This is a genomic window from Paenibacillus sp. S-12 (genome assembly GCF_030363895.1).
GTDB lineage: Bacteria > Bacillota > Bacilli > Paenibacillales > Paenibacillaceae > Paenibacillus_B > Paenibacillus_B alvei.
Map to the genome: position 1 here is coordinate 108,500 of NZ_JASIUF010000026.1, position 25,954 is coordinate 134,453.

At 46.7% G+C, this 25,954-nt stretch carries 23 protein-coding genes and 3 riboswitches; of the genes, 19 read left to right on the top strand and 4 right to left on the bottom strand.

Going from position 1 to position 25,954, the window contains the following annotated elements; translation table 11 throughout:
• Window positions 1-88 precede the first annotated feature (88 nt).
• From NO352_RS23220 to NO352_RS23240, 5 genes are all read left to right on the top strand, one after another.
• Window positions 89-1,459 (top strand): FtsX-like permease family protein, encoded by a 1,371-nt coding sequence (locus tag NO352_RS23220; RefSeq protein WP_289356875.1) that lies wholly within the window; start codon window positions 89-91, stop codon window positions 1,457-1,459.
• Complete coding sequence (locus tag NO352_RS23225; protein WP_289356876.1) at window positions 1,456-2,979, top strand: serine hydrolase domain-containing protein; 1,524 nt, start codon at window positions 1,456-1,458, stop codon at window positions 2,977-2,979. The genes NO352_RS23220 and NO352_RS23225 overlap by 4 nt, the downstream gene beginning before the upstream one ends.
• Before the next feature lie 150 nt (window positions 2,980-3,129).
• On the top strand, window positions 3,130-3,366 hold the full coding sequence (locus NO352_RS23230) for a DUF6953 family protein (protein ID WP_005543646.1): 237 nt from the start codon (window positions 3,130-3,132) through the stop codon (window positions 3,364-3,366).
• Window positions 3,367-3,511: 145 nt separating this feature from the next.
• On the top strand, window positions 3,512-4,159 hold the full coding sequence (gene rnhA, locus NO352_RS23235) for a ribonuclease H (RefSeq protein WP_268620552.1): 648 nt from the start codon (window positions 3,512-3,514) through the stop codon (window positions 4,157-4,159).
• Between the two features lie 202 nt (window positions 4,160-4,361).
• Window positions 4,362-4,571 (top strand): cold-shock protein, encoded by a 210-nt coding sequence (locus NO352_RS23240; protein ID WP_040734930.1) that lies wholly within the window; start codon window positions 4,362-4,364, stop codon window positions 4,569-4,571.
• Window positions 4,572-4,749: 178 nt separating this feature from the next.
• Here NO352_RS23240 and NO352_RS23245 read toward each other — a convergent pair whose 3' ends face one another.
• A complete protein-coding gene (locus NO352_RS23245; RefSeq protein WP_268620553.1) occupies window positions 4,750-5,712 on the bottom strand; it encodes an NAD-dependent epimerase/dehydratase family protein in 963 nt (320 codons plus the stop codon).
• 316 nt (window positions 5,713-6,028) lie between these two features.
• Window positions 6,029-6,114, top strand: a riboswitch (cyclic di-GMP riboswitch).
• Between the two features lie 102 nt (window positions 6,115-6,216).
• Window positions 6,217-6,302, top strand: a riboswitch (cyclic di-GMP riboswitch).
• Between the two features lie 63 nt (window positions 6,303-6,365).
• On the opposite strand from NO352_RS23245, the gene NO352_RS23250 reads away from it, so the two are divergent.
• Window positions 6,366-7,019, top strand: coding sequence for an anthrax toxin lethal factor-related metalloendopeptidase (locus NO352_RS23250; protein ID WP_289356877.1), 654 nt, complete (start codon window positions 6,366-6,368; stop codon window positions 7,017-7,019).
• A gap of 79 nt (window positions 7,020-7,098) precedes the next feature.
• Here the strand turns inward: NO352_RS23250 and NO352_RS23255 are convergent, their stop codons facing one another.
• Window positions 7,099-11,106, bottom strand: a complete 4,008-nt coding sequence (locus tag NO352_RS23255) for a MucBP domain-containing protein (RefSeq protein ID WP_289356878.1) — start codon at window positions 11,104-11,106, stop codon at window positions 7,099-7,101.
• Between the two features lie 151 nt (window positions 11,107-11,257).
• Window positions 11,258-11,345, bottom strand: a riboswitch (cyclic di-GMP riboswitch).
• Window positions 11,346-11,794: 449 nt separating this feature from the next.
• Here NO352_RS23255 and NO352_RS23260 point away from each other — a divergent pair.
• The 4 genes from NO352_RS23260 to NO352_RS23275 all read left to right on the top strand — a co-directional run bounded on the left by NO352_RS23260 (window position 11,795) and on the right by NO352_RS23275 (window position 14,806).
• Window positions 11,795-12,718, top strand: coding sequence for an ABC transporter ATP-binding protein (locus tag NO352_RS23260; protein WP_005543637.1), 924 nt, complete (start codon window positions 11,795-11,797; stop codon window positions 12,716-12,718).
• Complete coding sequence (locus tag NO352_RS23265; protein WP_268620557.1) at window positions 12,708-13,415, top strand: ABC transporter permease; 708 nt, start codon at window positions 12,708-12,710, stop codon at window positions 13,413-13,415. Before NO352_RS23260 ends, NO352_RS23265 begins: the two co-directional genes overlap by 11 nt.
• Before the next feature lie 240 nt (window positions 13,416-13,655).
• Window positions 13,656-13,856 (top strand): cold-shock protein, encoded by a 201-nt coding sequence (locus tag NO352_RS23270; RefSeq protein ID WP_005543633.1) that lies wholly within the window; start codon window positions 13,656-13,658, stop codon window positions 13,854-13,856.
• A gap of 302 nt (window positions 13,857-14,158) precedes the next feature.
• Window positions 14,159-14,806: a TVP38/TMEM64 family protein gene (locus NO352_RS23275; RefSeq protein WP_163974862.1), complete on the top strand. Its 648-nt coding sequence runs from the start codon at window positions 14,159-14,161 to the stop codon at window positions 14,804-14,806.
• Window positions 14,807-14,893: 87 nt separating this feature from the next.
• On the opposite strand, the gene NO352_RS23280 is transcribed toward NO352_RS23275, so the two are convergent.
• The gene (locus tag NO352_RS23280) at window positions 14,894-15,709 is read right to left on the bottom strand and encodes a hypothetical protein (protein ID WP_289356880.1); all 816 of its coding nucleotides are present in this window, start codon (window positions 15,707-15,709) and stop codon (window positions 14,894-14,896) included.
• Window positions 15,710-16,040: 331 nt separating this feature from the next.
• Here NO352_RS23280 and NO352_RS23285 point away from each other — a divergent pair, with 331 nt between their 5' ends.
• Window positions 16,041-16,355, top strand: a complete 315-nt coding sequence (locus NO352_RS23285) for a YbjQ family protein (RefSeq protein WP_163974858.1) — start codon at window positions 16,041-16,043, stop codon at window positions 16,353-16,355.
• Between the two features lie 136 nt (window positions 16,356-16,491).
• On the opposite strand, the gene NO352_RS23290 is transcribed toward NO352_RS23285, so the two are convergent.
• The gene (locus NO352_RS23290) at window positions 16,492-16,701 is read right to left on the bottom strand and encodes a cold-shock protein (RefSeq protein ID WP_005543627.1); all 210 of its coding nucleotides are present in this window, start codon (window positions 16,699-16,701) and stop codon (window positions 16,492-16,494) included.
• Between the two features lie 280 nt (window positions 16,702-16,981).
• Here NO352_RS23290 and mug point away from each other — a divergent pair, with 280 nt between their 5' ends.
• From mug to NO352_RS23330, 8 genes are all read left to right on the top strand, one after another.
• Window positions 16,982-17,488, top strand: coding sequence for a G/U mismatch-specific DNA glycosylase (gene mug, locus NO352_RS23295; protein ID WP_005543626.1), 507 nt, complete (start codon window positions 16,982-16,984; stop codon window positions 17,486-17,488).
• A gap of 214 nt (window positions 17,489-17,702) precedes the next feature.
• Complete coding sequence (locus tag NO352_RS23300; RefSeq protein WP_005543625.1) at window positions 17,703-17,876, top strand: hypothetical protein; 174 nt, start codon at window positions 17,703-17,705, stop codon at window positions 17,874-17,876.
• Window positions 17,877-18,054: 178 nt separating this feature from the next.
• Window positions 18,055-18,507, top strand: a complete 453-nt coding sequence (locus NO352_RS23305; RefSeq protein WP_289356881.1) for a MarR family winged helix-turn-helix transcriptional regulator — start codon at window positions 18,055-18,057, stop codon at window positions 18,505-18,507.
• Window positions 18,508-18,561: 54 nt separating this feature from the next.
• A complete protein-coding gene (locus NO352_RS23310) occupies window positions 18,562-20,364 on the top strand; it encodes an ABC transporter ATP-binding protein (RefSeq protein ID WP_289356882.1) in 1,803 nt (600 codons plus the stop codon).
• A gap of 1 nt (window position 20,365) precedes the next feature.
• Window positions 20,366-22,249, top strand: coding sequence for an ABC transporter ATP-binding protein (locus NO352_RS23315; RefSeq protein WP_005543622.1), 1,884 nt, complete (start codon window positions 20,366-20,368; stop codon window positions 22,247-22,249).
• 227 nt (window positions 22,250-22,476) lie between these two features.
• Window positions 22,477-23,670 carry an iron-containing alcohol dehydrogenase gene (locus NO352_RS23320; protein ID WP_005543621.1) on the top strand — a complete coding sequence of 398 codons (1,194 nt, stop codon included), beginning with the start codon at window positions 22,477-22,479 and terminating at the stop codon, window positions 23,668-23,670.
• A 267-nt stretch (window positions 23,671-23,937) separates the two neighbouring features.
• Window positions 23,938-25,575: a formate--tetrahydrofolate ligase gene (locus tag NO352_RS23325; RefSeq protein ID WP_289356883.1), complete on the top strand. Its 1,638-nt coding sequence runs from the start codon at window positions 23,938-23,940 to the stop codon at window positions 25,573-25,575.
• Between the two features lie 21 nt (window positions 25,576-25,596).
• Window positions 25,597-25,923: an MTH1187 family thiamine-binding protein gene (locus NO352_RS23330; protein WP_005543619.1), complete on the top strand. Its 327-nt coding sequence runs from the start codon at window positions 25,597-25,599 to the stop codon at window positions 25,921-25,923.
• Window positions 25,924-25,954: the final 31 nt, after the last annotated feature.

Sequence of the window (25,954 nt, forward strand, 5' to 3'; positions counted from 1 at the left end):
TACATCAAGAGATTGTGCATGGGAGGCCAGGAGTTATGAGTACGATCAAGCGGCGAGGGAATAGGGAAACCTCCAAGGGAAAGCGGTCATGACGATTCGGTCCCTTGCTTTGCGCAACATTCGCGGGAATTGGCGCTCATGCTGTGCTTTTTTCCTGAGCAGCGCATTTTCTGTTATGGTCTTTTACATGTTTGCCGCGTTTCGATTCCATCCTGATGTGTTGAACGGCCATATATTAGGCGCTGACAAAGTTAGGCAGGGCATGATGTTTTGCCAGTATATCATCATCATATTCTCGGTACTGTTCGTACTGTATTCTAGTACGGCATTCATCAGGACGCGACGGCAGGAATTCGGCCTGCTCACTTTATTTGGAATGACACGAGGGCAACTGCGCAAATTGATTGTATACGAGCATGCAGGCATTGCCATGTTGGCCATTGGATTTGGTATTGGACTCGGCATCGCATTTAGCAAGCTGTTCTTCATGACGATGGAAGTGCTGCTAGATCGAGAGGTGACGATCCTATTTGCTGTGCCAATGGAAGCGCTAGGCTTGACCGTTGTCTGCTTTGCATTGTTGTTTGCGGTCATATCTGCATGGGCTGCCTGCAAGACAGGCCATGGCGAGATCGTTGATATGCTTGGGGCTTCAAGAGAACCGGCCGAACAAGCTGCCTTTTCTCATGGACTCGCAGCTCTGGCAGTCATCTGCTTAGGAACGGCTTATGGATTGGCACTTAGCATAAATATAAGGAATTTCCCGTTGTTGGCCTTGCCGGTTATGATTTCAGTAACGATTGGTACGTACTTATTCTTCACCCAGTTCAGCTTGTTAGTACTGCACTCCATTCAGCGAAGCCCAAGATTCTATTATCATCGAACCACGATGATTATCGTTGGCCAGCTTAGATCCAGACTGAAGAGTAATGCAATGATGCTGTTTCTCGTGTCAATGCTGAGTGCGGTCATGTTGACGGCGTCGGGTGCAATTTACATGATGAAGCGGGCCGTCCAGGTCGACGGCTATCGGACGCAGTACGAGAATGCGCAGAGCCTGATGGGGTTGACGATGTTCATTGGCCTATTCATTAGCTTGTTATTTTTTATGGCAGCGGGCAGCGTGATTTATTTCAAGCTATTTACCGAGCTTCGAGAGGATCAGGCGCATTGCAAGGCACTGTCTCGGATCGGCTTGACGGAAGGCGAAATTCGAGGCATTGTTATGGCCCAAATCGGTATTCTCTTCTTTGCTCCCTGTATTATCGGTACCATTCATGCCTTGATTGCTATGAAGGCATTGGACAATCTCCTGATGCTATCCAACTGGAGCTATTCGTTCGCCGTTATCGGCATCTACCTGGTCTTGCACACGATATATTTTTTAATCACTTGCCATGACTACATGAATAGCATACTGCGAGGTGCCTTTGAGCATAGAATGGGGAGAAAGTTATGAACATTTCACGTATCGTTTGCAAGAAAATAGCCGCAATTGTTGGTTGTATGATGATAGCCATATCTGTAATGGCAACCTGTGCCCTGCCCTATGCTGCAGCGGAACAAGCGGAGGCAGAACACACAGCCAGCACCAAAAAAATTGAGCAATTTATTGAAGAACAACGAGAGCGCAGTCAAATTCCGGGTATGTCCGTTGTTATTGTTGAGAAGGGAAAGACGGTGTTTGAAAAAGGATTTGGCTATGCCGATCTGGATTCAAAAAAAACTGTGACAGAACATACGTTGTTCGAATTAGGGTCTACGACTAAGGCTTTTACGGGACTAGCCATTTTACAGCTTGAAAAGGCAGGATTGATTAACCGGACGGATGACGTCAGAAAGTACCTGCCATGGTTCACCATGAACAATGAAGGAAAGCCGGCTGCAATTACAATTGGCCAGCTGCTGTACCATACAAGCGGCATTTCGGCCCGGACGATAGCTTCAATTCCCGAAGACGATACGGATCGTGCGTTGGAAAAAACGATTCGGATGCTGCTGGGACAAGAATTGGATCGCAAGCCGGGCAGCTCACATGAGTATGCAACGATTAACTATGATGTACTGGGACTAGTTATCGAGCAGGTAACGAAGCAGTCTTATGAAACGTATATAAAGCAGCATGTTTTGGAGCCGCTTGGCATGACTGCTTCGTTTGTCGGCATCCAGCCGGTTCTGCCTAGCGAGATGGCGACTGGATACCGAGTGGGCTTTCTGAAGCCGAGATCGTATTTTCCGCCGATTTATCGAGGCAATAACCCAGCCGGATATCTGGTAAGTAACAGCATTGATATTGCGAAATGGATGAACGCACAGCTCGGATATGGATTGAATGAGCAGGTAAGCAAAGAATTAGTGCAAGAATCTCAGAAGCCCGATCTATCCGTGGATCCGATCGATGATACCTACTATGCAAGCGGGTGGAGCATCGGAGAGGATCAGAAGCTTATTATGCACGCAGGTGCGAACCCGACCTTCTCCTCTTATATCATTTTACAGCAGGATCGGCAGCTTGGGGTTGCTGTCATGGCCAATAGGATGAGCGATGCTACGGCTGCTATTGGCCAAAGCGTGCTGACGCAGTGGAAGGGAGAGAACCTCAGCGATACGGTACCGAATGATCGGATGCAGGCCCTGGATCAAGCAGCAGTGAGCGCAGTCGGGATTACAGGAGGGCTTGCCCTGCTGGGATGGCTGGCAGGTGGAAGGCTCGCCTGGAATATCGCGAAGCGGAAGCGTGTATTGGTTTCGCTTGGTGTTATGCGATTAATTGGATTTGTAGCCTTGCTGCTTGTGTGTGCAGGGGGGATTTGCTTGGTGCTTGCGCTTCCGAAGTTATTCCTTGGGGGCATGCCATGGTCGTTTATCGTCGTATGGTCTCCGCCGACGATTCTCCTTGCTGCATACTGCTTGGCAGCGATGTTTGCAGGATGGTTTGTATACGGTGCCTTGAAAATCGTTACGAAGAAAACGGAATAATGGATTACGTATTAAGAATGGGAAAGCTGTCGGATACCGATGGCTTTTTTTATTAGGGATAATTTGCGGAGCACATTAGGAATATGATGCGGGCTCAATTATAATGAGAACAGGCTGAAAGTATCGATATGAATTAGGAGTGGAATGTTGGTGGAATATACGGCTCAACAGGTAGCGGAATGGATGGTCGATGAAATCAGAACAAAGGGCGTTGCTTATCAGAGCGATGTCATTGAATATGTGAAGGCCAACTTCGGAGAGCATTTTGTATATGTGAACGAGAATGGAAATGCTTCACTCGACAAGGAAGTCAAGAAGGCGTTCCGCAAGCTCCATCGCGGCAAAATTGCGTGGGACAGAGACGGATTTTGCTGGGGATGGACGTAAACGAACGTCAATGGATGTCAATGGACGTCAATGTGATGAGGGAACGCTGGATAATAAGGGGCATCATTTGCTTTTTGTGCATCTGGTGGATGGCAGGCGATTCGCCGTCAATAGAGAAGTAGAAGGTGAAGGAGCGGTATGATATATGGCGCAGCAAAAATACTATGTGGTATGGGAAGGCAGTAAGCCGGGAATTTATACGAGCTGGCCGCAATGTCAGGCACAGGTGAGCAATTATAAGGATGCAAAATATAAGTCCTATACATCCAAGGCAGAAGCGGAGAAGGCCTATCAGGAAGGCTGGAAGAAGCATTGGGGACAAGGTGCGGCAAAGAAAGGAGCGACCGATAAATCGAAGGGAGCCTCAGCTCCTGTATCCAAATCGGAAATTGATTATAATAGCATTTCCGTAGATGTAGGGACGAGGGGGAATCCAGGCCCAATCGAGTATCAGGGCGTAGACACGAAAACGGGAGAGGTGCTCTTTGCAAAAGGTCCAATTCCAAATGGCACGAACAATCTAGGGGAGTTCCTTGCCATTGTACATTCCTTGGCTTATCTTAAGCAGCAGGGCAGTAATAAAACAATTTACAGCGATTCTCGGACAGCCATGAAGTGGGTTCGGGAGAAGAAGGTGGCGACCACACTGGTTCGCAACGAGTCAACGCAGGAAGTATGGAATCTGGTCGACCGGGCGCTTCACTGGCTGCAAACGAATACGTACAGCAACAAAATCTTGAAATGGGAAACGGAGCATTGGGGCGAGATTAAGGCTGATTACGGCAGAAAATAGAAGCTTTTCAACAACTCCTTTTGCTTAGATTTGTGCGGAATTGGAATGGAGAACCACTTTTCATACAGATTAATTTGGAAATATGGTATAATGGAACCATACTGATTCGGCTGTAGTCGCAATATCGTGCCCCGAACGTGACGTTTGGGGCTTTTATATTTACAGTCGGCGTATCAACATATCATGTGAGGAGAGATGGGGTTTGTACAGCTCGCGGAAGAAATCACAGGAGGATGTGCCGATGGAAATGACATCGGTGTGGATATGTTCGAACGAAGAATGTAATGGATGGATGAGAGACAATTTCTCGTTTTCCAATGAACCGACATGCCCGCAATGCAAGTCAGCTATGGTCAAGGGCGAGAAGAAGATAGCTGTTCTTGCTAACACAAGTCCAGTTCAATCCAAATAAGGGTTGAAGGAAAATGCTTTATAGTACTATTTAGCTTTTGGGGACACGGATAACGTGTTTCTTTTTTAGATGATGACAATACCTAGAGAAGAGGCAGTTCTAACAAGTCAGCAATTTTAAGTTGTTGACTAAGTTAGGACTGCCTTTTCTTACTTCAGACCAGTTTCAATTAGTCCAGTTAGTGATTAGGTGTTTTCTGCTGTCGGTTCATTAGATCCTCAACTGCGTCTGTAACGGCCTCCTGCAAGGTATATTGGGTATGGAAGCCCAGCATGCGGATCTTGTTATCGTTCCAGATGCGGTTGGTCGTTAATGTATCCCGTGCAAAAGGTGACATGTGATACGATTTCAACTGCTTCTCTGTTAGAGTTGCGGGAATATGGAGTTCAGCTGCTGACTTCCCTACAGCGTCATCAATGGCTTTCTTCAACTGCTTCCAGGATGTGTCGAACCCTTTTAACACATAGATACCGTTGTCTTGTGCGGGCTGATCGTAGGTTCCGAGCCATGCCATTGCGCGACCGATATCGCGGGTATCTACAAGCGATACCTTGGCTGCTCCACTCTCAACTATAGGATACTGATCGCTCTGATGAGTCTTGAACATTCGTGCAAAGAATGATGTCTTATCTCGAATGCCGATCGCACTGGCTGGCCGCAAAATGATGGACGTCATTCCGGTTCGGTCGCCAATTTCCCTCACAATCTGTTCCCTTGTCAGTCCTAATTGCTGAATAGGGTATATCGGCTGCGTATCATATTGTTCATCGATTGGTTCATTGCTGTGGAAGTCATAGACAACAATGGTGCTCAGTTGAATGAAACGAGCTACCCCTTGGGCAGCTGCAGTTTCTGCCAGTAATCTCGTCAATTGAATCTCTACAGGCGCTTCTGCACGTATCATCGTATGGAGCTTCGCATCTGCCGTACAGTTGTACACCACATCATGTCCCTTAATAACGTTGGCCACCTCTGCTGGATCCATCAATTGAAGTCGAGTTACATGAACGCCCATTTGCTCAAGCCATAAGGTGTTGCTTGTATGGCGCGCCACAGCAGTTACTTCGTGTCCAGCAAGCAGCAACTGTTCAACGACATGGCTTCCAATAAAGCCAGTGCTTCCGAATACAATTGCCTTCATAGATCTATTCCCCCTCTGTCTTACCCCAATAGCTCCTTCACATCCAAGGTGCGCCCTGTTGTGCTGTTATCATAATCGAACTGCTTTTCTAATAAAAGTACGGTTATTTTGTATAGTAACTATTCAATAAAATAGTAATAGAAGCTTTTCGTTGTGCGTGATAGAGACAGGGTTAGGCACAATACTGCCTTAGGTTGGGTAAAAGGAGCTAATTTTCTTGTAAGAAATTGCCGTTTCTTGCTTGACTTTCGATTCTAGCAGCATTAATCTGGTGATATAGAACTAATAGATTTATTTTCCAAATTGATAGAGTCTATATAGATAAAGGCAAACCCATCGAAAGATGGCGACGCAAAACTATAGGGGCTACGGCGAATTTCGCTAAGCCAGCCAGTTACCGAGTATAGAGGAATAGCGGCAGCGAAAATGCACGTTACGATCCCTTCTTATTTCGGTAAGTGGGGATCTTTTTTATTGCTTGTAAACTTCATATCGCACTCCGTATTTGTATAAAGGCAAAGCCATTGAAAAATGGTGACGCAAAGCTATAGGGGCTACAGCGTATCTTGCTAAGCCAGCCAGTTACCAATCATGAAGCAGGGCAGTGCTGAATCGATCATTCAGTTGTTTTCGCTTCGGGAGGAGAATGTATCGTGAAATGGGACAAGCGTGTTGTCGCACTTATTCTTGCAGTTATGATCGTATGTCCGTTATTTGCAGCTCCGGCTCATGCACAGGAGCAGTCCATTTTGGACAAGCTGGTTGTGTTGCCTAGCGGTGAATACAACCATAGTGAGGCGGCTGCAATGAAGCAGCGGCTGGAGAAGATTCCAACATCGATCTTGGACGCCTTGTACAGCAAAGGGGTTAAAATTAAGCTTACACAAGGCGCCATAACGAACGAGCCGGAGCTTGCTTATCTGAAAGGGGTAGTACCTAGAGGATGGGAAGGCACTGGGTTAACATGGGATGATGTTCCCGGAGTGAGTGAGCGAGTAGTTGCAGTTCGCATTGGATATAGCGAGAAAGGGAAGGGTCATAATTCGCTCAATCTGGAAATTCACGAAACACTGCATGCTGTTGATCGTCTTGTACTCAATGAAGTAAGCGGCACAGACGAATTCAAAAATATTTTCAACAAAGAAGCAAGTGTGAAATATAATGGCGATGGCTATGTATCGGCATACCCAACGGAATATTTCGCTGAAGCGGCAAGTTTGTACTTGTATAGCGATGCGACTCGGAGCGATTTGAAGGACAGCATGCCATTAACGTATGAGTTTATGGCTAAGCTGTTTGCCAACTGAGAGCCTTACATAGAAGAAGAAGCGCCTCCTCGACATGCGTCGAATAGGCGCTTTGCTGCATAATCGTGCTTTGTTGCGATTATGGATAGACAACATCGGCGTTGACTTTATCCCACGATTCGAAGTTATCCTTGATGCGGTGGTAGTCATGGTAGTTCGTGGCTTCCATCACATCGGAATAGTACCAGTTCGTTGGAGTAATGTCAGGCCATTTTTTCGCGTCCTTATGAATTTCATCATTGTGAACCTTGCGGTTCAGCACGCTGTTGATGAAGGCCATAGCTTCGGCGCGAGTAATGTATTGATTTGGCTTAAATGTGCCGTTTTTATAACCTTTAATCCAACCTTTGTTCGCAGCGGATACAATGTATTTCTCCGCCCAGTGACCGCTGATATCGGAGAACATCGTATTCGGCTGCTCGTTCAGCTTATCGAATCTCGAAGCAATCGCGGCGAACTCTGCTCTTGTAATTGGTCTTTCCGGCAGGAAGGAGCCATCAGGGTATCCCTTGATAATGCCCGCATTCTCCATGGTGGAGATGTGCCTGTTCGACCAACGTTTTTCGGCAATGTCCTTATAGGAGTTCGTGCCCTTCAAGAAGTTAGCCCGTGTGCTATTTTCCATTAGGCGATAGAAAATAACAGCTACTTCCTCGCGGCTAATTAGATTTTCCGGCTTGATTTTACCGTCCGGATATCCATTGATGTAATTGTAGTGATAGCTGGTTTCTAACTTTGGTACCGGCGGCAATGGTTGTACTGGTGGAACTTGTGGTAATGGCTTGGAGCTTGGATAATAGGAACTACTGCCGCCACTGCTGCTGCCTCCGCCACTTGAGTTTCGTGTGTAATAGAAGATGTATTCTTGCCCTTCCTTATCGGTGAAGGTGTAAGTGTCAGTGGATTTCACAGGTGTGTACCCTGATATGGACAGTGCTGTAAGCTCTACTTTTTCCCCGGCCTTGCCGTTCTTCGTCGTTGGATTCACCAACTGCTTGCCTGTTCCCTGCTCCACATACTTAATTGTCACATGTTGATCTGGATGAGTAATTGGATTCTTAATGTAGAGGATAGAGAAGGTCTGAGTCGCTTCTCCCGTGAAGACATAGTCATAAGCAGCGTGTTCCGGGTTGTAGACTGCATCTGTCACAGTAATCGGTGTAGGTTTCAGCGTAATGTGTTCCCCGGCTTTGCCTTTCAGTGAAGTTGGTTCTGCCAGCGGTGCAAGAGTTTCCTTATCCAGATGCAATACCGTCAGCAGCAATGGCTCTACTGGTTCGCCCTTCTTGTAGTAAATCGTATACAGTTGTTCTGGAGTCCCCTCAATTGTAATGTCATGGTTGAATTTTATTGGCTGGTACACGGCGTCAGCGACGGAAATTGGCTCAGCTGTTACATGAACGACTTCGCCAGACTTTCCACTGACCGTAGTAGGTTCATGCAGCACTGCGTCAGTGCCTTCTTCAAGATGATGAACAGTTACGAAATAGGTTGGCAGCTCTTTCTTGCTGTAGAAGAACGTATAGGATTGTTCAGCTTGCTCAGTGACTGCGTATTCATGCTGATAGGAAGCTGGCACGTAGATTACACCATCAACTGTAATATCTTCTGCTCTCAGTGTGATGGTTGCCCCAACCTTGCCGCTTGTTGAAGTGGACTCCTTCAGAACTGTGCCAGTAGCTGCATCCTTATAGTGGACGTGCACGGTGCGTTCTTGAGGAATAACGTTCTTCTTGGTGTGGATGAAGGTATAGGATTGCTCCTCTTTGTCAGTAATGGTGTATTCATGTTCATAAGTGTTAGGAACGTAGACAACACCATTAATCGTAATATCTTCCGCCTTCAGCGTAACCGTTTCTCCAACCTTACCGCTTGTCGAAGTAGATTCCTTCAGAACCGCACCAGTATCCGCCTCTTTATAGTGGACGTGAACAGTGCGTTCTACAGGAGCATTCTTGGTGTAGAAGAAGGTATTCTCTTGGTTAGCCTCAGCCGTGAATGTGTATCTGACTTCCGGATTCACTGGAGTGTAGCCTGTGATTTCAAGTGCAGTCAGTGTTACTGATTCTCCAGTTTTGCCGTCTTTCGAAGAGTCTTTTGCGATAGGTAGCTTGGTATCTTGGTCAATGTAGTGGATGTTTACTTTTTGAGCGTTTGCTTTGTAGAAGAAGGTAACCACGTTGTCTGTAGCTTTGACGGTATAGGTTATTTCCGCCTTTTCAGGCGTGTAACCCGGAATATCCAGAGCTTTCAACGTAACGGCCTCGCCAACTTTGCCTGAACGAGAAGTGTCGTCGTCAGCAATGGACTTGCTCGTATCTTTATCGACGAACTTGATAGTGATAGGGAGATCCGTTTTCTTGTAGAAGAAGGTGTACTCGTTGTCCTTGGCCTTGAACGTGTACTGAACCTCAGTCTTCTCAGGTGTGTAACCCGGAATATCCAGAGCCTTCAACGTAATCGTCTGTCCGATTGTGCCGGAGAGAGAAGAGTCGTCGTTAGCGATGGATTTACCTGTTTCTCTATCTACGTACTTAATCGTTAACTTTTGTGGAGCTAGCGCATATCCGAACCATATGGTTTTATTAGGCTCCTGAATCGTTAACGTTTCTTCTGTAGGGTCAGTACCCTTTTTCAATACATAGTTATCAAGCTTCGGAGCAGGAACCTTGTATTTCGGCCCTATGTCCAGCGCGTCCTTGCCGTTGACGGTGAAGGATCCACTGTACAACTGCTCTGCAAGATCCACACGTTCAACAACCTTGCCGTCTGCGTTAATAGGCTCGCCTTGGTCATTTACCTTGTAGCCTTTCACAAGTATGGAGCCTTTGCCGAAGCTGACTTGCGGCACTTCAAACTCTTTTGATGTACGTTGTTGATTCACATCTGTGTATTCTATGGTAGTTCGCCCGTTTGTCGGGTAATTGACATCGGCGCTTGGATTTTTGGAAGAGTCCATTTTGATGGTATATGTCAAGGTTGCCGGACTTCCTTCTACGATGTTGCCAACGTCCCATACAAACGTTTCAGAAGCTGCATCCCATTTCACTGTCCCTTGAGATACTTTATAGTCTTGATTTTCAACAGGTGCATTACCCTTGAAAATAAGGTTAAACATTTCACCCATCGGATCCTTGACTACAGCATTTTCAGCCGCGTAAGAGATTTTCCCTGCCAGTTCAGAGAAAACCTTCTCCAGCTCCGCACTGTCAGATGGGTAATAGTTGTTTGCTGAAGCGCTGTTTTTTAATACATATACAGCGTTAGCATCATTGCCGACCTCAAGCCCGATCGAATAAATGTTGATTCCTGCATCCTTGGATGCCTTGGCTTGAGATATCGTAGGAATTCCATTGTCCTTAACCGTATAGTTGCCTATCGTGTATCGATCCCCGAACAAGCCAGAGGATAATTGATAGCTGTTGCCTGAACCGATAGTCTTGGTGTAGTCAAAATCTGATAATACAAAGTTGTACTTATTGTTGGGCCATGAATAAGAGGCAGCTTTTTTTGCAGGAGAACTGAACGTTGGCGCACCGTCGCTGAGCAGCACAATAAATTTATTTTTGGCTGAACTCTTGGTAGCTAATAAACGATGTGCTGTGTAGAGAGCGCTTTGTATGTTTGTCCCTCCGGAAGCCGAGATACCCTTAATATTGTTCAGGAGCTGCTGTTTATCATTCTGGCCAAGGAATCCGGATGATGTGTCCTCTGAGCTGGTGCTAAACGTGACAAGAGCAATTCTTGTTTTGACGTTGGAAAAAAGCAGCGTATTTACAAATTTCTCTGCTGCCTTTTTGGCATTGTCTAACCGTTTGTAGGATCTCATACTGTCTGACTTGTCTAAGACAAGTACGACATCGGTGTCACCGGCTTCAACGTTCTTCCCTTCGGCGGTTAGAGTAATCTTCCATTCTCCCGGCGTCCCGGTTGGCTTCGCTGTCTTGCTTAATTTCACAGCACCTGATTCTGGCCAGATTGGATCTTGTGCGGCTGCATCTGCACTTTGCAGTGTGTGAGGAATAAACCCGAAGAACACGGCAAATACGCACAGCCATGTTACAGCTAACTTTACTCTACGTTTCATTCAATTCGCCACCTCATTTTTTCATTTTATTCCTCCCTTAACTACAGTGAGTCCATGCCTCCTCATTCTTATTTATATAGCTCAACGGAAAGTTAATTCCGTCGGAACCTCACATAAATAAAAAAAGTCCGGCTGCAATAACGTGATCGTTAGTTGCAGCCGGACTGTCATAGGTCATAAGACCGTTAGACTCCGAAGCTTTGCGGCCTAATCTTTCGATTAGTGTGCCCTATGAGATTTAATTAAGTGCTTCGTAAATGTAAGCGTAGATGACTGAGATCCTAGGCATAGGGAACTATCATGCTCAATATAGGTTAAGAGGAACAATTTGTCAATGATAAGAAAATACTAGTTGGTATACATACTACAAGTATTAACCTACTAGAGTTGAATCATACATCGGACAGAGTGTCGTATCTTACTCTATTACGAGAAATTGATATGCTAGTGAATTCAGATATAGAACATAAATATTCATTTGAATCGCCGCCATGTCCATATGATAATAATTAGAGTAGTTAAAAGACTGATTTGCAAATTCACATATGGTGTATACAGCCGGTAAAACAATCACCCCATAGGGCTTAAGATTTTTGTAAGGATTGAGTAAGGAATAAGAGAACACTGTCTTATACAATAACTATGAAGACATCGGGAAATTGGCAACTGAGTGAGAGGAGATACTGCCATGACGTATCTAGTACGTACACATCATCTGTCGAAGACGTTCCAAGGCAAAGAGGTCGTCTCGAATGTAAATATGAATATTCGCCAGGGAGAGATCTATGGATTTCTAGGGCCGAACGGGGCCGGCAAAACAACGATCATGAAGATGATTACGAACCTAATTAAGCCTACGATTGGTCAAATCGAATTGTTCGGAGAAACATTAGCTCCTGATTCCTATCATCTGCTATCCCGCATGGGGACAATTATCGAATACCCCGTATTTTATGACAAGCTGTCGGCGAGAGATAATCTGGAACTGCATTGTGCATATATGGGGTATCACAATATGCATTCCATTGATGAGGCACTGGAGCTTGTGAAGCTTCATCATGTTGGAAATAAATCGGTCAAGGACTTTTCATTAGGAATGAAGCAGCGCCTCGGTATCGCGAGAGCAATATCGACGAAGCCGGAGTTGCTTATGTTTGATGAGCCTATTAACGGACTGGATCCGATAGGGATTAAGGAGATCCGGGATTTGCTGCTTATGCTGAGCAAGCAATATGGCACGACAATTTTGATATCCAGTCATTTATTGGGTGAGATTGAGCTTGTCGCAGATACGATTGGCGTCATTAATCATGGCCGGTTAATTAAAGAAGTATCCATGGATGAGGTTCGAATGAAAAATTGTGAATATGTTGAGATTGTGACAAGCGACTGCACGCGAGCTTCATTCCTGCTAGAAGATAAGTTAGGCATACACAATCTGCGGGTTATGGATGAGCGGATGATCCGGGTATATGATCCGAATATCCAGCAAGGAGTGTTGACGAAGGAATTGGTCCTGAATGATATCCAAATTGAATCGATTCACAAGAAAAACAGTTCCTTGGAGCAGTACTTTTTATCGTTATTGGATGGAGGCGATCATGTTGCTTAATCTAGTAAAATTGGAGCTTCGAAAGTTTAAAATTGGCGGATACATACGTGGGGCGATCATAGCTAACGTCGTCATGATGGCGTTACTATTTTTAATGTTATATACCCGGACACCGTTAGATGATATTGCTTTTCCCGAATATAATGCCCTTTTTGCGGGCGTGGATTCAATCGTACGGCTGACGTTTATTACCTTTGCAGCTGTGCTATTATCACGATATATTATCGAGGAGTATAAATCTAAGACCATCAACATCTTGTTCATGTACCCGATAAGCCGGAAAAAGCTCTTGATCAGTAAGCTGTTCATTGTTTGTACATTTACATTCGTCAGCATTATTTTATCTGAAATCGTGCTCAGTGCGATTTTGCTGACGGCTAATGCCGTGAAACCCAGCATTCAAGAGACGCTGACCTTGTCGATTATCGGGGAAGGGGCATTCCAATTCGTGATGAACGCACTGGCAGCGAGTTTGATGAGTCTCATTCCTTTATATTTTGGCATGAAGAAATATTCGACGCCAGTAACGATTACTTCTTCCTTGATTATTTCGCTTATTGTATGCTCCAACAATGTAGGAGTTGGCGGTATATCGTTAAATTCCATCATTATCATTCCAATTAGCTTGGCACTAATTGGTGTATTCGTTATATATATGACGATTAAGAAGGTTGATCGAGTAGACGTTGTGAACTAGCGCAGCTGCTGTCGTGTCCAAGTTCGTTGAAGGTACGGCTTCGACAACGCGATTCAAAAACAAATTAAAAAAACAGGAATTGCTATTTAGGTAATCCTGTGGTAAGATAACTATATTCAAATTTGACCTGATTCACATATTGCAGAGGGTTATTTTGAAACAGAATAACCTTGTCCAATATGTGAATTTTATTTATTAATGTAAATAAGAGGTCATGTAAATTTTAGGAGGTATTTGTTCATGCAAACAGGTACAGTTAAATGGTTCAACGCAGAAAAAGGTTTCGGTTTCATCGAAGTTGAAGGCGGCAACGATGTATTCGTACACTTCTCCGCAATCACTGGCGACGGATTCAAAACGTTGGACGAAGGCCAACGCGTTGAGTTCAACGTAGTTGAAGGCAACCGTGGACCACAAGCTGAGAACGTTGTAAAGCTGTAAGACACGTAAATACAATGCCCCAAACCTTAGGTTTGGGGCATTTATTATAGGTATTCAGAATAAGCTGTACAACAAGGAGCTGACCCTCAGGGTCGGCTTTTTTCATATGCATTGGTAATGATTATGTACGAAGTGAGCTTGGAATGTGCCATGTAATTGTCGATCTTTTTTTGTGCAGGAAAGCGTATGAGCTTCCTAAATTATGTTATGCTATTTGCAAGCAAGCTAAAAATTTGCATGACTGCAAGGGGATAGAACCATTTTCAGACAGATTAATATAGAGGCTGGTGGATACGTACAACATGGAATTATCCGAGATTACCTCTTATTTTACAGAAGAACATTTGACGGCGCTGTTGGAGCAATTCCGTTCCTTCGGGCCGCTGCCCGGCATCTTGTTAACATTCATGAAATCCTTTATCCCTCCGCTGCCTACCATTGTCATTGTTGGTGTCAATGCTGCGGTATATGGGCTGTGGTGGGGGTTCCTTTATTCTTGGATCGGAATTGTGAGCGGCTGCATGTTGACGTTCCTCATCGTTCGCAAGATAGCAGGCCACCCTCTGCTGTCTCGTTGGGCAGAAAAGCCGAAGGTGAAGAAGAGCATGTTGTGGGTGCGTCATAACGCCTTCAGTTATGTTTTCCTGCTCAGTATTTTTCCTGTAGGGCCGTTCGTCCTCATAAATATGGTCGCGGCCGTGGCGCGTATGCGCATTCGTTCCTTCTTCATCGCCATTTTATTCGGGAAGGCGCTAATGGTGTTCACCGTATCTTATATTGGCCACGATATTCAACGGTTTATTGATCACCCATTGCAGCTTATTTTTGTTGTCTTATTTATCGGTCTGTCCTTGTATATTAGCAAAAAAATTGAAGCGCGCTTTACACGTTATGCTAATGAAGATGAACGCAGCGCTGCCACCATAGAACAACATAAGCAATCGGTATAAAGGTTCCCCGGATAAACTCCGGGGATTTTCATTTTTACAGAAGAAATCTGGCTCATTACATGACAACCATAATAAACCTAATGAACGTCAAGCAAACGCTGCTCTTGCTTTGTGCAGGATCTCGGTAATGCGTGCCTCATGCTGCTCCAGCTTCTTCTTGGACTGATCAATTTGACGAATAAGAGAGACGAGCGATGTTAGGGATTGGAGCGAGCTTTTTGCATCCCCCTTCTTGACGGCTCGATGGAGTGAGCTCCATAGAGGTGTAGCGCGTTTATGGAGTTCGCTGACCCTGCTCCGCTCAGATTTCATTTGCGCATTGACGGAAGGAATGCCCGCCAAAATCTCACGTACACGTTTGACGAATTTCGATCTGCTGTCTCGCGCTTTCTTCACAGCCCCTACCTTTGCTTTAATATCCATTCGGGCTAGCTGTACAGCGGCCTTCACAATATCGCGCTGCTTGCGCAGCATTTCCTTTCTCTCGTCTTTTTTGGAGACTGTACGGGAAATTTGATCGTTCAGTAGCTGATAAGAAGCGAACAGGGGCTCATAGCGCTGTCTTGTCTGCTTTAGAGAGGCTTCCAGTTTGTTAATCTTATCAGTATCCCATTGCTGGAGCCTGCTGCGGATATTGGTTAAGGTCTCCTTGTTTTTTGCTTGCAGCTTTTTTAATGAACCATCACGCTGCAGGATTTGATTTTGCAGAGCAATCAATTCACTGTACATGGTGTTCATAGAGCTTGCTTGTACAGTCGCTGTCGATTCCGTCATTTTCGTCATTGCTGACTTGGCTGAGGGAGACAATTCTTTCCCGGCTGCATGGGATATAGCTAAGAATGGTGGATGCAGGAGCAATGCGATTAGCATGATAGCTATGATGTTCCCAATTCTTCTTTTCATTCTAAACCTCCTTAATCGTTCATTCATTTTCCAGGCAACAAAAAAACCCGCAAGAAGGGCGTTTCTGCCCATTCCTACGGGTGCTTCCGTCGCAAGAAATGTTGTTATTCAATCCTTATGTAAAATATAACCAATCGGTTGTGTCTTTGTCAAGACGATCACTGATCAGGCTGACGGGTTTCGTAGCGATGGATGTTGCGAAAATGTAAGTAAAAGATAGCAGATTGTCATGTAATTCGATGGGTTCAATGAATGACACCCTGTATACTGGAGATTATAGAAGACAGTGAATACTTCATCATCCCAACTTTGCCTTAGGAGGAAATAAGCTATGATCGTTACCACAACATCAATTATTCAAGGAAGAGAAATCGTAGAATATAAAGATATTGTTACAGGAGAGGCCATTATGGGCGCTAACGTTGTTCGAGATTTCCTTGCATCTGTGCGTGATGTGGTGGGCGGACGCGCTGGCGCTTATGAAAGCAAATTGAAGGAAGCGCGCGAAATTGCGATGGAAGAAATGAAGGATGCAGCAAGACGGCTCGGAGCCAACGCTGTTGTCGGCATTGATGTGGATTATGAAGTTGTGCGTGAAGGAATGCTGATGGTTGCCGTAAGCGGCACCGCAGTTGTTGTTCGTTAATTAAGAAGTGGAATAACTAAGAGGTCTGGACAGCTTATTGCGAGCAGGACAGACCCCTTTCGCTATAGAAAAAAATGCGGCCAGCCTCCAGTCCATGAACCGGTGAAGCCAGCCGCGGTCATCGAAGTTGAGCGTTCTACTTCGTGTGGGCGTAATTGGTGTTGTTCGTTAGTGTAGGGAGCATCCGCGTTGATTCAACCATGGCGGATTGGCAAATCGGGCAGGTTGGGGTTTCGTCGAATGTGAAGTTCTCCCGCATCCAGCAAGAGCAGCCGTCTTGACTGCATTGCCAAATGGATGTTTGCTCCTCGGGAACTGGCTCGGGTTGTTTTTTTGCATAGTACATGGTAGAACCCTCCTTTTATTTGTGCGCGCTGATGAGATGGGATAAATAAAAGCGCGGGCTGAATGAAAAGAACTGCCCATATGGACAGCCCCTCTATTCACGATTGACTCGGCAAGTTCCAAGTATGTTTGCGAGCGCAGTCGGCACGGTGATAACAAAAATCACATAGTCATGCCGTTTTGCATGTTGCCGCTCTTTTATTATGTGAGGCAACTTCGAAAAATATGCGAAATTTTCTAATTTCACATGATGCTGTAAATGAATGAAGGAGGTCAAATCCATGAATGCCATCCCAGATCATCTTGCTCCGCATTTGCGCATTTTGTTCGTTGGCTATAATCCCAGTCTGAGATCAGGGGCGACAGGGCATCATTATGCCAATCCACGCAATCGATTTTGGCAAATCATTTATCAGGCGGGGCTGACCCCGCGCTTATATCGGCCGGAGGAAGATGGGGATCTTATTGAACTGGGTTATGGATTTACGAATATTGTCGCTCGACCAACGCGAACAGCTGCGGAAATCACGGCAGAGGAATACGCCGAGGGCCGACAGTTGCTTCGACAAAAGATTGATACTTATAAGCCGCAAGCTGTATGCTTTGTGGGCAAGGGCGTATATGAAAAGTACAGCGGGCGCAAGGGTGTTGCTTGGGGAATACAACATACACCGGTTATTGAGGGAGTATGTGAATTTGTGGCTCCTTCCTCTAGCGGACTTGTGCGGATGAAGCTTGACGAGATGGTAAGCATTTATGCTCAATTAGCAAGTTATCTCTCCATCTAAGAGTAGGATAAGACTCCTTATTTAACATGGAGGACGATGAAAGAGCATTTGCGAGGATAACTGCAAACGAACGGTACTTTGCCATGTGGATGATCTTTCTTGCGGGCAAAAGCGGCAGGAGGAGCTGTCACCACATTTTTCTAACATGAGTCTACTCCGTATACTTAAATAGGCTAAAATTGTGCACGTACAACAAGCGAGGAGTGACTTCTGTTTGAGTTACGAACAAATGTTAGATCGACGAAATGAACTGTTGAAACGGAATATCCAGCAATATATTGCGCAGGACAATCAGCACGGATTGAATTCACAAGAACAATACTTGATGAATCATATGATTAAGGAGCTTCACCAGAATATGCATGATCTTCATGCCAGCCATAAATAAGGCAGTTCGGTGGATGAGGTTGAATATAAGAGGAATAAAGGCGTCTGCTTCAGCAGGCGCTTTTTTGTGTGCATTTAAGCACTTATGGATAGGGTGCTTGAATCGGATTCATGACTATGATAGACTACTGTCACAAAATAGGTAGTCGGCTAAATAAAGGGGAGGGTGTTTGCAAGCGATGGATGATACATATTTGGATTCGCTAGAGGTGCTGCTCACGCAGGTTGTTCGGGCGTACAACAATGAAATGATGAAGAAGGTTCAGGACGTAGGCATTCATCCTGGTCAGCTGCCAATGCTATTTTTGCTCAGTGATCAGGATGGCCGCAGTCAGAAAGAGCTGGTAGCGAAGGCGAAAATTAAGCCAGCAACCGTAACAGTGATGCTGAACCGCTTGGAGAAAGCGGGACTCATTGAGCGGCGGGCAGATGAGGAAGATTTGCGCGTGTCGCGGGTGTATTTGCTGCCAAAGGGCAAGGAGGCAGTCGGACATGTGCAGGAGGCAGTGAAGGAAGTTGAACAGCAGTGCTTTCAGGGATTCCGAGAAGAGGAAAAAATACTGCTTCGCCGTTTTTTGCTGCATATGCATCATAATCTATCTCCTTATGATGAGGAGGAAACAGACGAATAAGTTCGACATTTATTATTAGTTGTCAAACTAATGTGAAAGGTGTGCGCTAATGCCATGAAAAAGTTATTTGCTTATGTACTGCCCTATCGCAAAGCGGCACTATGCGCCATGCTCCTCATGCTCGTTGAGGTCATGTGTGATTTAATGCAGCCGACACTTATGTCTCATATTGTTGATTATGGTGTAGCGAATCAGGATATGGGATATATCGCAAGAACAGGGCTCATGATGGTCGGGATCGCTTTGGTTGGAATCGCAGGTGGAATGGGCTGCGTCTATTTCGCCAGCACTGCTTCTCAGCACGTCGGTGCGGATATTCGCTTGGACATGTTCAAGAACATTCAAACTTTCTCCTTCGACAAATTGGATCAGTTCCATACCTCCTCTCTAATTACTCGATTAACGAACGACGTGGTTCAAGTCCAAAACGTGGTTCTTATGATGCTTCGCATGCTGACGCGTTTTCCGCTGTTGTTTATTGGCGGGATTGGCATGGCTTTTGCCCTAAACGCGCAGATGGCTCTTATTTTCCTCGTGACAGTGCCGCTGCTGCTTGGGGCATTAATCCTCATTTTTCGTAAAGGCATTCCCTTATTTAAACATGTACAAACAAGACTGGATAAATTGAATGGCATCATTCGTGAGAACCTTGCAGGAGTTCGCGTAATTAAAGCATTTGTTCGCTCTGATTATGAGAAAGAACGGTTTCAAGAGAAAAATGAAGACTTGGCAGAGATGACGGTAAGGGCAGCTCGAGTTATGGCGCTCATGATGCCTGTCATGATGCTGGTGATGAACTTTAGTATTGTAGCTGTTCTATGGTTTGGCGGCATGAAGGTCGACGGCGGTAGCATGCAGGTGGGCGAGGTCATTGCATTTACAAACTATATGATGCAGATCTTGTTCGCCCTCATGATGGTTGGAATGATGCTAATGACGTTGTCTCGTGCCAAGGTATCTGCTGATCGGATCGCAGAGGTGCTGAATACGAAGACTGATATTGCTGATAACATTGCTGACAACGTCGCTGATGCCTCGTACAGCAGTGCAGATAGCTGTGCAGATGGTGAAGCATGTAATCTGGAAGATAGGTCGTCAACACATTCGGCTTCGCGCGGTGAGCTCTCCTTCGATAATGTCTCTTTCGGCTATGCGGGGGGAGGGGGACAACTGGTACTGCAGCAAATTTCCTTCACGGCGCAACCGGGAGAACGAATTGCCATTCTGGGGTCGACCGGTGCGGGTAAGTCGACGCTTGTCAATTTAATCCCTCGCTTCTATGATGTGACCGAAGGTCGTATCCTGCTCGATGGGACAGATATTCGTCATATTCCCTTGCGCTATCTGCGGCAACAGGTTGGCATGGTGCTTCAGGAGTCTATTTTGTTCTCGGGGACGATTCGGGATAATATTCGCTGGGGGCAAGCGGATGCGGCGGAAGAAGAGGTGCAGGCCGCTGCTGAAGCCGCGCAAGCCACTGAGTTCATTCACAAGCTGCCCGATGGTTACGATACGATAATTGGCCAGCGGGGTGTCAATCTGTCAGGCGGGCAGAAGCAGCGCTTGTCCATTGCACGGGCGCTGCTGAAGCGGCCCGCCATCCTCATACTAGATGACAGCACGAGTGCGGTGGATACAGGTACGGAGGCGCGTATGCAGAAGGCGTTCCGTGAACAACTGAAGGGTACGACATGCTTCATTGTTGCCCAGCGAATTAGTTCCGTGCTGGATGCGGATCGAATCATTGTGCTGGATGACGGCTGTATTGTTGGCATAGGTACTCATGGGGATTTGATGGAGAACTGTGACGTGTATCAGGATATTTATCGTTCTCAAGTAGGAGAGGAGGCGGTATAGCATGTCAGAACATCATTCTCGTTCAAGGAGAGAGCAAGAGCAAGGTTCCGCCACTGAGCCCTCCATAAAAATGATGGGACATAAAGGGCCTGGTTCGGGCGGAAGCATGCATCTCATGGGTTCCCCCAAGAAGGCGAAGCAATCCAAGGCGACGGTGTTAAGGCTGTGGAGGTACTTGCGTGCAGAGCGTACGCCGCTGTTTCTTGTTTTTCTGCTCGTCGTCGCAAGCTCCATATGTGCACTCATTGGGCCCTACATGATTGGCAAGGCTATAGATAGTCTTGGAATTGGCCGCGGTACGGCGGACTTCGCGCTGCTCGGAACACTGGTATCGGGATTAATTATGATATACGCGCTCGGTGCATTCACGTCATGGACTCATACGTATATGATGGCCAGCATATCGCAGCGGACGGTCAAGGCGATTCGGAAGGATGTATTCGATAAGGTACAAACATTGCCGCTTCGTTTCTTCGATGAACGTCCTCGCGGTGACGTGATGAGCCGATTGACGAATGATGTGGAAAACATCAACAATTCTTTAACACAGAGCACCATTCAGATTTTCACTAGCGTTATCACAGTGACTGGGGCTATCACTATGATGATAGCACTGAGTCCTGTACTGGCATTAATCAGCCTTATTGTCGTTCCGCTTGGGCTGTTTGTTACACGGAGCATTGCCAAGCGTACACGCCGATTTTTTGCCGATCAACAGCGCGAGCTGGGAGACATGAACGGATATATTGAAGAAATGATCTCGGGTCAGCGAGTGATTAAGGCATTCTGTCGTGAGGAAGAGGCAATTGCTATCTTTGCAAAGAAGAACATGCAGTTGAAGAAGGTAGGCATTCAAGCGCAAGCATTCTCAGGGTTCATTCCCCCGCTTATGAATGCCATCAACAATATCAGCTTTGCCTTAGTGGCGGCAGTCGGCGGTTATATGACGGTTCAAGGCGTCATTACAATCGGCATTATTACGGCTTTCTTGAATTATTCCAAACAGTTCGCTCGTCCAATAAATGAGCTGGCCAATCAATACAATATGCTGCAAGCGGCGATTGCGGGTGCGGAGCGTATCTTTGAGATTATGGATGAACAGACGGAGTATGCGGATCAACAGATGAGTTTGCCTATGACGGGTATAAAGGGAGAGGTTGTCTTTCGCAATGTATCCTTCGGGTATAAGCCGGACGTGCCAGTGCTGAAGCATGTTGAACTGACGGCGAGTCCCGGACAAACAATAGCGCTTGTAGGCCCGACAGGGTCGGGGAAGACAACGGTTGTCAACTTGTTGATGCGCTTCTATGATGTCAATGATGGCTCTATTCTCATCGACGGCCAAGACATCAGGGATATGGATAAGGACGAGCTGCGCGCCTCTATCGGCATGGTACTGCAGGATACCTATTTGTTTGCTGGCACTGTGAGGGATAATATTCGGTACGGAAGACTGGACGCGACAGAGGAAGAGGTTGAGCAGGCGGCAAGGCTGGCTAACGCACATTCGTTTATCATGCGTCTATCTGGTGGCTATGATGCTGTTCTGACAGAGGACGGAAGCAATGTAAGCCAAGGCCAGCGTCAGTTGTTGACGATAGCGCGGGCTATTTTGGCCGATCCGGCCATCTTAATCTTGGATGAAGCGACGAGCAGCATTGATACGAGGACAGAGATGCATATTCAGAGGGCGCTTCAAATCCTGATGAAGGGACGTACGAGCTTTGTGATCGCGCATCGATTAAGCACTATCCGAGAAGCGGATCAAATCCTTGTTATTGAGAATGGATGCATAATAGAGCGTGGAACGCATAGTGAATTGCTGAAGATGGAAGGATTTTATTACCGATTGTGCATGAACCCTCTTGCCCAAGAAGTGTCCTAATGCAATCGGAGTTTTACAATTGGCATTTTAATCCAATGTCGGCTTGTTAGGAAGAGCTGCTTGTATCGAGGAGGCGGCTCTTCTTTGTGTCTGCTGCAAGCACTTTTTGCGGGGGCTGTCCATGGATGTAGGTTGATCAGGGACTTGAAGGATGTTACGATCATACTTCCGGATCCATGTGAGCATTAGCAAAATAGGTTCAAGTTAAAGAAGAGGTGAGGTAAGTAATGTTTACACACAGATTTGCACCCTATCAATATACTGGCTGGGGATCGGTAGCCCAGCTGTTGCCTGAAGTAGAGCGTCATGCGCCAAAACGGATATTATGCGTTACAAGCAAGTCGGTTTATCGCAACGGCACTGTGGAGCGTGTGCTTCAACCACTCAAGAAAGCAGGCTATGAGATTGACATTTATGCGGATACGATGCCCGAGCCGCCACTTGCGGCAGGCGAGGCGCTCGTCCAGTATACGCGTGAAGGGAAGTTCGACCTCGTCATTGGTTTGGGCGGGGGAAGCGCGATGGATCTTGCGAAGCTGGCGGCAGTTCTATCGCAGCATGAGGGAGCAGTAGCGGAGTATTTGAATCTAAGCGGGACTCGTCCATTGACTGTAAGGGGCCTGCCGAAAATTCTTATCCCCACGACATCAGGAACAGGCTCGGAAGTAACGGATATTTCCGTGCTGTCATTGGACACGACCAAGGATGTTGTGGCTCACGATTATTTGCTGGCTGATGCGGCGATTATTGATCCAGAACTGACTGTGAGTGTGCCGCCGCGGGTTACTGCGGCATCGGGAATGGATGCACTAACACATGCGATTGAGGCTTATGTATCGATCCACGCCAGCCCAACTACGGACGGGGTAGCGCTGCATGCGATTCGCTTGATTAGTCGTTCGCTCGTCCGGGCAGTGAAGGATGGTACGGACAAAGAAGCGCGGACTGACATGAGCTATGGCAGTTATCTAGCCGGCCTAGCCTTTTTCAACGCAGGAGTGGGCGGCGTTCATGCTCTTGCATACCCATTGGGCGGACAATTCCATTTGTCCCATGGTGAGTCGAATGCTGTGCTGCTGCCGTATGTGATGAATTATATCCGTGGCGCTTGTATGACTCGTCTTCGACATATTGCAGAGGCGATGGGCGCAGATACTCGGGAATTAACGGATGCAGAGGCATCTTGCTTAGCGGTCGAACGGATGAAGCAGTTGATTCAAGAGTCAGGAATTCCGCATACGTTGGATGCTTTTGAGATACCTCGTGATGCATTGGATTCGCTCGTGAAGGATGGCATACAGCAGCGGAGATTGCTCGCTCGCAGTCCGCTGCTGCTGACGGAAGACGATATTCGACGTGTGTATTCATCTGCTTTCGAAGGGGTGCCGACAGAGGCAGCTCCGATTCATCATGAGCCATGAACCATCAGCGGTAAGGGACTTAGAGCCAATAATTAGAAAACCATTTATATAGAGAAGGAAGGGTCTGCTTCTCATGCATCCATTTAGACGTGGAAGCTGGGAAAACAGGCTCTTTTTTCATTTGACACAATTGAGTTGTAAGGATCACATGTAAGTGGCGGAATAGGCGTGTATAATAGGGGTATTAGGTATTATAGGAACTTAGGAATGAATATCACATGTATTCCAGATTGAACACTACCGGATGCAGGGGGAGACGGCGTAACTATGAAGCGTATCGTAGATGTTGCAGCGCAATTAGGCATTCCACAGGAAGAGGTAGAACAGTACGGGAAGTACAAGGCCAAACTGGGGCAAGAGGTATGGGATCGCGTAGCTAATCAACCGAACGGGAAGCTCATTCTTGTCACCGCAATGAATCCGACGCCGGCAGGAGAAGGGAAGACATTGACGACAATTGGGCTGACGCAGGGTCTAAATCGTATTGGACGCAAGGCGGTAGCGGCTTTGCGGGAACCATCTCTTGGCCCATGCATGGGGATGAAGGGCGGTGCTACAGGCAGCGGAAGAGCGCAGCTTGTGCCTGCTGAAGATATTAACCTACACTTTACTGGTGACATTCATGCTGTGTCATCCGCGCATAGTGTGCTGGCTGCTATGCTGGATAACCATATTTATCATGGAAACGCGCTGCGTATTCATCCTTCGCGTATCGTATGGAAGCGGGCGGTCGATATGAATGACCGTGCGCTTAGAAGCATCGTAATTGGTCTAGGAGATGGCAATGGTGCAGTTCGCGAGGATGGGTTCATGATTACGACGGCCTCGGAGATTATGGCCGTATTGTGCTTGGCTGAGGATATGGACGATCTCCGCAGCCGCTTGGGACGCATTGTGGTAGCTTTTAATGAAGAAGATAAACCGGTTACTGCGGCGGATTTGAATGCAGTGGAAGCGATGTGTGCATTGCTGAAGGATGCCATCCACCCGAACCTAGTGCAGACTGGAGAGGGAGATCCGGTGCTGGTGCATGGCGGGCCTTTTGCGAATATCGCACATGGCTGCAGCAGTGTTCGGGCCACGCGACTTGCACTGAAGCTGGCTGATTATGTCGTGACGGAGGCAGGCTTTGGGGCCGATCTTGGAGCAGAGAAGTTCATGGATATTAAATGCCGTCAGACGGGATTGTTCCCATCGGCAGTTGTACTGGTTGCTACAGTAAAGGCATTGAAATATAACGGCGGTGTTCCCAAACAGGAGCTTGCTGTTGAAAATGTGGATGCGGTTCGGGCCGGATTCGTAAATGTGAAGCGCCATATTGAAAATATGAAGCAATTTGGGGTGCCGCTAGTTGTCGCAGTGAACCGATTCGCAACCGATTCGCCTGCCGAGCTTGAGGCTGTCATAGAATTATGCGGGGAATCGGGAGTACGGGCGATTTTGTCGGAGGCTTGGGAACAGGGCGGCGAAGGATGCCGAGAGCTGGCACACTATGCAGCAAACTTAGCTGATTCCTCCGAAGCAGAAGCGAAATTCCAACTGTTGTATCCAGATGAATTCTCTATTGAGGAGAAGATTGAAGCAGTCGTTACACGCATTTATCGTGGTGCAGGCGTTCATTATCATCCTGCAGCGAAGCGTGCGCTGCGCAAGTTAGAGCAGCTTGGTGTGAGCCGATTGCCTGTATGTATGGCGAAAACTCCATATTCCTTCTCGGATCGTGCAGGTCAGCTTGGAGCACCTGAGCAGTTCACCGTTGAAGTGAAGGATGTCCGCTTGTCTGCTGGGGCTGGCTTTATTGTGGTGCATACAGGGCAAGTGATGACGATGCCGGGAATGCCGACGGAGCCCGCTGCTGAGCGCTTATCTGTTGACTCGCAGGGCCGAATTACGGGCCTGAGCTAGTTCAAGAAAGGATTGATCGTTGTGGCAATAGCAGAGATTACTGTAATTCCTGTGGGCACGGGCTCTACAAGCTTGAGCGGGTATGTGGCAGGGATGCAGAAGGCACTGGAGAGTGTCGAAGGTATTACCTATGAGCTCACCGCGATGGGAACGATTATAGAAGGGCCGCTGGATCGGCTGCTTGCAGCGGTGCAAGCTCTTCATGAGAGTCCATTTGAAGCGGGAGCGCAGCGAGTGTCTACTGTGCTAAAAATAGATGATCGAAGAGACAAGCCTTCTTCGGTAGCTCAAAAGCTTCAATCCGTACGAGAAAAGCTGAATAAGGACAACGAAGACGCCCAAATATAAATGACGACAAAAACACCCGGTATGATGGCCG